General features: G+C 73.8%; 6 protein-coding genes and 1 rRNA gene. 2 read left to right on the top strand and 5 right to left on the bottom strand.

All coding sequences use genetic code 11. From position 1 onward, the window contains the following. Positions 1-93 (top strand): 5S ribosomal RNA (gene rrf, locus AB0O36_RS11690); the annotation flags it as partial. Positions 94-204: 111 nt separating this feature from the next. Here the strand turns inward: rrf and AB0O36_RS11685 are convergent. From AB0O36_RS11685 to AB0O36_RS11665, 5 genes are read right to left on the bottom strand one after another with little or no spacing between them, the layout of a single operon-like run. Next, positions 205-1,515, bottom strand: a complete 1,311-nt coding sequence (locus tag AB0O36_RS11685; protein ID WP_365107557.1) for a DUF58 domain-containing protein — start codon at positions 1,513-1,515, stop codon at positions 205-207. Beyond that, positions 1,515-2,489, bottom strand: coding sequence for a MoxR family ATPase (locus AB0O36_RS11680; protein ID WP_365107555.1), 975 nt, complete (start codon positions 2,487-2,489; stop codon positions 1,515-1,517). Before AB0O36_RS11680 ends, AB0O36_RS11685 begins: the two co-directional genes overlap by 1 nt. Next, complete coding sequence (locus AB0O36_RS11675) at positions 2,486-3,718, bottom strand: DUF4350 domain-containing protein (protein WP_365107552.1); 1,233 nt, start codon at positions 3,716-3,718, stop codon at positions 2,486-2,488. The genes AB0O36_RS11680 and AB0O36_RS11675 overlap by 4 nt, the downstream gene beginning before the upstream one ends. Next, positions 3,715-4,380 (bottom strand): DUF4129 domain-containing protein, encoded by a 666-nt coding sequence (locus AB0O36_RS11670; protein ID WP_365107549.1) that lies wholly within the window; start codon positions 4,378-4,380, stop codon positions 3,715-3,717. The genes AB0O36_RS11675 and AB0O36_RS11670 overlap by 4 nt, the downstream gene beginning before the upstream one ends. A 4-nt stretch (positions 4,381-4,384) precedes the next feature. Continuing rightward, positions 4,385-5,677 (bottom strand): hypothetical protein, encoded by a 1,293-nt coding sequence (locus AB0O36_RS11665; protein WP_365107546.1) that lies wholly within the window; start codon positions 5,675-5,677, stop codon positions 4,385-4,387. A gap of 244 nt (positions 5,678-5,921) precedes the next feature. On the opposite strand from AB0O36_RS11665, the gene mtrA reads away from it, so the two are divergent. After that, a complete protein-coding gene (mtrA, locus tag AB0O36_RS11660) occupies positions 5,922-6,611 on the top strand; it encodes a two-component system response regulator MtrA (RefSeq protein ID WP_199922743.1) in 690 nt (229 codons plus the stop codon). Position 6,612: the final 1 nt, after the last annotated feature.

The following is a 6,612-nucleotide window of genomic DNA, read 5'->3' as shown; positions in this document are numbered from 1 at the left end:
ACGCCCGGTTACATTTCGAACCCGGAAGCTAAGCCTTTCAGCGCCGATGGTACTGCAGGGGGGACCCTGTGGGAGAGTAGGACGCCGCCGAACAATCATTGCGGGAAGCCCCGGACCTTATGGTCCGGGGCTTTCTTGCGTTTGCCGTATGGATGGCCAAAGGCCCCCGCAGTCACTGCGGGGGCCTTTCTTGTTTCTGCGTTTCTACAGGCGGCCGGCGGCCTTCAGGGCCAGGTAGGCGTCGGCCAGAGACGGGGCCAGGGTGTCCGGGGTGGCGTCGACGACGGTGACGCCGTGGCGGGAGAGCTGGTCGGCGGTGCGGCGGCGCTGGGACTGGGACTGGGTGGCCGCAGCCGCTTCGTACACGGCGTCGGCGGAGCCCCGGGCGCCGGCCATGGCCGCGACCCGAGGGTCGGCGACGGAGGCCAGCAGCACCGTGTGGCGCTGTGTGAGCTGGGGCAGGAGCGGGAGCAGGCCCTCTTCGACGGGCGCCGCGTCCAGGCTGGTCAGCAGCACCACCAGGGAACGGCGCGGGGCGCTGCGGAGGATGGTGGAGACCAGGGAGCGGGCGTCCGTCTCGACCAGTTCGGGTTCGAGCGGGGCCATCGCGTTCACGAAGGAGGGGAGGGTGTCCGCGGCCGCCCGGCCCTGGACGAGCGCGCGGGTGCGGCGGTCGTGGGCCAGGAGGTCCACGCGGTCGCCGGCGCGGGTGGCCAGCGCGGTCAGGAGGAGGGCCGCGTCCATGGCGGCGTCCAGGCGGGGCGCGTCGCCCACCCGGCCGGCCGAGGTACGGCCGGTGTCCAGGCAGATCAGGATGTGCCGGTCACGCTCCGGGCGCCAGGTGCGGACGGCCACCCTGTGGCGGCGGGCCGTGGCGCGCCAGTCGATGGAGCGGGTGTCGTCGCCGGGGACGTAATCCCGGAGGCTGTCGAACTCGGTGCCCTCACCGCGGGTCAGGACGCTGGTGCGGCCGTCCAGTTCGCGGAGCCGGGCCAGCCTGGAGGGCAGGTGCTTGCGGCTGGTGAAGGGGGGCAGGACACGGACCGTCCAGGGGACGACGTGGCCGCCCTGCCGGGCCCAGAGGCCCAGGGGCCCGTACGAGCGGATGGTGACCCGGTCGGCGGTGCGGTCCCCGCGGCGGGTCGGCCGGAGGCGGGTGGTGACCCGTCGGCGTTCACCCGCCGGGACGGTCAGGGTGTGCCGGGACGCGGCCGTCTCCGTGCCGGGCAGCCAGCTGCTGGGCGGCCATGCGTCACGCAGACGGGCGCGGAGCGGGCGCCCGCCGGGGTTGGTGATCGAGAGGTGCACCTCGGCGGGTTCGCCGAGGCGGACCGAGGTGTCGCCCGAACGTTCCAGCCGCAGGGTGCGGACCGGGACGGCCAGGGCGCAGTCCACGGCGCAGGCCAGGGCCAGCGGTGCGTTGACCGCCAGGATCCCCGCCCAGCTCGGTTCGAGGACGCCGACGGGGATGCTGCCGAGGGCCGCCAGCAGGGCGGTGCGTCCGGTGAACCCCATCAGCGGGGGACGGGGACGAAGGACAGGACGGAGTTGAGCACGGAATCCGCGGTGACGCCCTCCATCTCCGCTTCGGGGCGGAGCTGGATGCGGTGGCGGAGGGTCGGCAGGGCGAGCGCCTTCACGTCGTCGGGGGTGACGTAGTCCCGGCCGGTCAGCCAGGCCCAGGCACGGGAGGTGGACAGCAGCGCGGTGGCGCCGCGCGGGGAGACGCCCAGGGTGAGGGAGGGCGATTCGCGGGTGGCGCGGCAGATGTCGACGACGTAGCCGGCGATCTCGGGGGAGACCGCTACGCGGGCGACGGCCTGGCGGGCGGCCTCCAGGTCGGCGGGTCCGGCGACCGGGCGTACGCCCGCGGCCTGCAGGTCGCGCGGGTTGAAGCCGGCGGCGTGCCGGGTGAGTACGCCGATCTCGTCCTCGCGGGAGGGCAGGGGGACCGTCAGTTTCAGGAGGAAGCGGTCGAGTTGGGCTTCGGGAAGGGGGTACGTGCCTTCGTACTCGACGGGGTTCTGGGTGGCGGCGACGAGGAAGGGCTCCGGCAGCGGGCGCGGCACTCCGTCGACGGTGACCTGGCGTTCCTCCATCGCTTCGAGGAGGGAGGACTGGGTCTTCGGAGGGGTGCGGTTGATCTCGTCGGCGAGCAGCAGGTTGGTGAAGACCGGGCCGTTCTGGAAGGAGAACTCGGCGGTGCGGGCGTCGTAGACGAGGGAGCCGGTGACGTCGGACGGCATCAGGTCGGGGGTGAACTGGACACGCTTGGTGTCGAGTTCGAGGGAGGCGGCGAGGGCCCGGACCAGGAGGGTCTTCGCGACGCCGGGGACGCCTTCGAGGAGGACGTGGCCGCGGCACAGGAGGGCGACGACGAGACCGGTGACGGCGGAGTCCTGGCCGACCACGGCCTTACCGATCTCGGTGCGGAGCGCTTCCAGGGAGGCGCGTGCGTCGTCCGCGTGGACGGTGGTCGGGGACGTCATGAGGTGCGGACCTCTCTTTCGAGGGCGTCGAGGTGGTCGGCGAGCGCGACGAGTGCCGCGTCGTCGGCGGGCGTGGTGCCGAACAGAAGGGACGTCAGGTCCCGTGCGGAGCCGGTGAGTCGGTGTGATACGGCGGGCAGCAGGGCGGCCGGGTCGTGGGCCCGGGAGGCCGGTACGCCGAGCAGGGCGGCGAGGCGTTCTCGGGTGGCGGCGCGCAGGACGTCGGCGGCGCGGTCGCGGGCGCCGGCGCGGCGGTAGAGGCGGGCGCGGCCCTCGGTGGCCTCCGAGGCGCGGACGGCGACCGGGAGGCGTTCGGTGACCAGGGGGCCGAGACGGCGGCCGCGCCAGAGGGCGGCCACGGCGGCGGCGAGGGTGAGTTGGAGCAGGGCCCAGCCCCAGCCGGCCGGGATGAGCTCGACGAAGGTCTTCTCCTCGGTGGCGTCGGCCGCGGTGGCTTCGGCGAGGGAGGGCAGGTACCAGACGAGCTGGGGTCGGGAGCCGAGGAGCTGGAGGGCGAGGGAGGCGTTGCCCCCGTCGGCCAGGTTCTCGTTGCGGAGGAGGGCGGCGCTGCCGAGGAGGACGGTGTCGCCGCCGGCGGTGCCGGGGACGACGAGCAGGGTGGGGCGGCCGTCCTGTGGATAGCAGCCGGTCGCCGTGGGGGTGACGGTGCGGTAGCTGACGTCGCCTCCGGTCCGGGCGGTGCCGGCGGAGACGGCGGCGGGCAGCGTGCAGGCGGGCGCGTGGACGGTGCCGGGTCCGGCGTCGAGGGCGTCGGTTCCGGGCGCGAAGGCGCCGGCGGCGGCGTCGCGGGGGGAGAGGAGGACGGTGCGGCCGCCGGAGCGTTCCGTGGCGGCGCGGAGTTCGGCGGTCCGGTCGGGTCCGAGGAGGTTCGGGGAGGCGATGAGCAGGGTGGTGCCGGATCCCGTGGCGCGGGCGGCTTCCTGAGCGGTGGTCACCACCCGGGTGGTGACGCCGCGTTCCCTGAGCAGTTCGGCGACCGCCCGGCTGCCGGCCGGCTCGGCGGAGCGGGGGTCGAGGGATCCGTGGTGGGCGCCCGAGCGGAAGAGGGCGAGGACGACCCCGGCCGTGACCAGTACGGCGAGGAAGACCAGGAAGCCGCGGAAGCGCCGCCACAGGTCCCCGGCGCCGGGCGCCGTGGAGGTGGAGGCGGCGGCGGAGGTGGCGGCCGTGCTGCTCGTGGTCGTCGGGCTCTGGGTGGTTCCCGTCATGCGGACGCTCCCGTCGGCCCGGTCAGGACGGGTCGGGTGCGTTCGACGGCGGTGTCGAGGTCGCGGAGGCGCTCGTACACGGCGCGGTCGGCGGTGCGGCCGCCGTAGGTGACGTCGTCGAAGGCGCGGGCGGCGGCCCGGAGCCCCTCGGCGTGCCCGGGGAGGGCCGTGGCCGCCTCGGCGGCGGCCTCGTCGGCGGTGCGGCCCGGGCGGGGGTCCAGGAGGGTGCGTTCCTCCAGGGAGCGGACGAGGGCCCGCATGCGGTCCTGGACGGCTTCCGTCCAGCGTCCGGCGGCCGCGTGGGCCTCGGCGGCGGCACGGTGCTCGGCGGCGGTGCGGTCCCGTTCGCCGAAGAGCGCGCCGCCGCCCGCGGGGGAGCGCTCGGGGGTGCCCAGCCGCCACCACAGCAGCGCTACGGCCACGGCGACCAGCAGGACGATCACGACGAGGCCCAGCGTGCCGCCGGGGGTCGCCCCGGCGGCCGAGCCGAACAGGTCGTCGATCCAGTCGAAGAACTTCCTCAGGAGGCGGGTGAAGAGGTTCGGGTCGTTCTCGTGGTAGATCGGCTTGGACAGTTCGCGTTCGGCCGCCTCGCGGGCGGCCTCGCGCGGTGTCGTCACCGGTGGTGTCTCGCTGATGGGCAGTCCCCCCGGGCCGGTCACCGCATCAGCTCCCCGTGGCCGGCGGCGCGGTGCCGGGCGTGGTGCCGTAGCCCTCCACGCCCGCCGCGCGGGCGAGCTCCAGGTCCAGGGCCTCGCGCCGGATCCGCTGGTCGATGTAGAGGAGCGCGGTGACGCCGGCCTGCATCGGCATGACGATGGTCAGCGCGATCACGGCGCCGATCCCGGCGATGATCAGGAACGCCCAGCTGTCGGTCGAGGTGCCCTCGACGAAGCCGGACACCCCTTCGTCGGTGAAGAGGGAGCCGACGACGGCGAACGCGCTCACGATCATCATCGCGACGAAGCCGGTGATGAGGCTGGTGAGGACGGAGATGCCGAAGATCCGCCACCAGGCGCCGCGGACCAGTTTCGCGGACCGGCGCAGCGAGGTGACGACGCCGCCGCGTTCCAGCATCAGTGCGGGTGCGGCCAGGGCGAACTTCACCCAGAGCCAGGCGATGAGGACCAGTGCGCCGATGGCGCCCAGGGCGACCAGTCCGGCGCTGTCGAGGAGCGCGCCGGGCAGCATCAGGACGACGGCGATGGCCAGCGCGCCGGCCATCAGGAGCAGGGTGAGTCCGGCCAGCTTGAGCAGGTGGGGCCGGGCCTCGCGCCAGGCGTCGCCGACGCTGGAGGGCCGGCCGAGCACCGCACGGCTGAAGACCATCATCAGGAGCGCGGTCACGATCACCGAGCCGACGAGCTGGATGAAGCTGTCGGCCATGCTGACGACCATGCTGTCGCCCAGGGCCTTGAACGCCTCCTCGGGCGTCGCGGACTCGTCGGGTACGACGGCGTACCCGGACAGCACCGTGCGCTGGAGCGTGAGGCTGATGATTTCGATCAGCACCGCCACGGCCAGGGTGATGGGCAGGACCGAGCGCCAGTGCGTGCGCATCGTGGTGACCGCGCCGTCGAGGATCTCGCCGAGGCCGAGCGGGCGCAGCGGGATGACGCCCGGCTTGGCCGCCGGGGGCTTGCCCCAGCCGCCGGGGGCCCCGTACGGGCTGCCCGACGGGGTCTGGCCGGGCCGGCCGCCGTACGAGCCCCAGCCGGTGCCGGGCTGCGGGGTGGAGGAGGGCGGCGGGGTCTGGCCGGCGCCGGGGTTGCCCCAGACGCCGTCCCGGGGCGTTCCGGAGCCGGCCGGCGGCTGCTCCGCGGACCACTTGGTGCCGGGTTCGCCGGGCTGCGCCGTACGGCCGGGGTCCCCGGACCGGTCGGGCTGTGCCGGCTGCTGCGGCCGGTCGCCCTCGGACGGGTCGGACCCGGGCGAGGCCCAGCCCGGAGAGTCGTTCATCGTGGCTCCTTCAGGGATGCCCGTACGCCAGGGGCGGGGCGCTGGTCGGCAGCCATCGTGCCACGAGTGATCTCCGGGCGGACCTGCCCGCCCCTTCGCACCGGTCCCGTTCTTCGGCACCGGACTCCGTTCCCGCCTTCGACAGGGCCCCGGGGGCGGTGCACACTGGTCGACCGGAACCGGCATTCCCGCTGGATATCCCCGCTGTGTGCCAGCTCACGCCGGGTCTCGATTGGGTAATGGGATGATGTCAACCATGAAGGGACGCGTCCTTGTCGTCGACGACGACACCGCGCTGGCCGAGATGCTCGGCATTGTGCTGCGTGGAGAAGGTTTCGAGCCGTCGTTCGTCGCGGACGGCGACAAGGCCCTGGCTGCCTTTCGAGAGGCCAAGCCGGACCTGGTGCTGCTGGATCTCATGCTGCCCGGAAGGGACGGCATAGAGGTCTGCCGGCTGATCCGCGCCGAGTCCGGCGTGCCGATCGTCATGCTGACCGCGAAGAGCGACACCGTCGATGTCGTCGTGGGCCTGGAGTCAGGGGCCGACGACTACATCGTCAAGCCGTTCAAGCCAAAGGAGCTGGTGGCCCGGATCCGGGCCCGGCTGCGGCGGTCGGAGGAACCCGCGCCGGAGCAGCTGGCCATCGGTGACCTGGTCATCGACGTGGCCGGGCACTCCGTGAAGCGGGACGGCCAGTCGATCGCGCTGACGCCGCTGGAGTTCGACCTGCTGGTCGCGCTCGCCCGCAAGCCCTGGCAGGTGTTCACCCGCGAGGTGCTGCTGGAGCAGGTGTGGGGCTACCGGCACGCGGCCGACACCCGGCTGGTCAACGTGCACGTCCAGCGGCTGCGCTCCAAGGTCGAGAAGGACCCCGAGCGCCCGGAGATCGTCGTGACGGTCCGCGGCGTCGGATACAAGGCCGGACCGAGCTGAC

It is taken from the genome of Streptomyces sp. NPDC089799, assembly GCF_040684755.1.
Taxonomy (GTDB): Bacteria; Actinomycetota; Actinomycetes; order Streptomycetales; family Streptomycetaceae; genus Streptomyces.
The sequence above is the reverse complement of the archived record's forward strand: the minus strand, read 5'-3'. Positions and strand labels throughout refer to the sequence as shown.

What these genes read in the sequence shown, in the direction of transcription:
- AB0O36_RS11685 (WP_365107557.1), bottom strand. Translation starts at nt 1,515, where the DNA reads ATGGGGTTCACCGGACGCACCGCCCTGCTGGCGGCCCTCGGCAGCATC.
- AB0O36_RS11680 (WP_365107555.1), bottom strand. Translation starts at nt 2,489, where the DNA reads ATGACGTCCCCGACCACCGTCCACGCGGACGACGCACGCGCCTCCCTG.
- AB0O36_RS11675 (WP_365107552.1), bottom strand. Translation starts at nt 3,718, where the DNA reads ATGACGGGAACCACCCAGAGCCCGACGACCACGAGCAGCACGGCCGCC.
- AB0O36_RS11665 (WP_365107546.1), bottom strand. Translation starts at nt 5,677, where the DNA reads ATGAACGACTCTCCGGGCTGGGCCTCGCCCGGGTCCGACCCGTCCGAG.
- mtrA (WP_199922743.1), top strand. Translation starts at nt 5,922, where the DNA reads ATGATGTCAACCATGAAGGGACGCGTCCTTGTCGTCGACGACGACACC.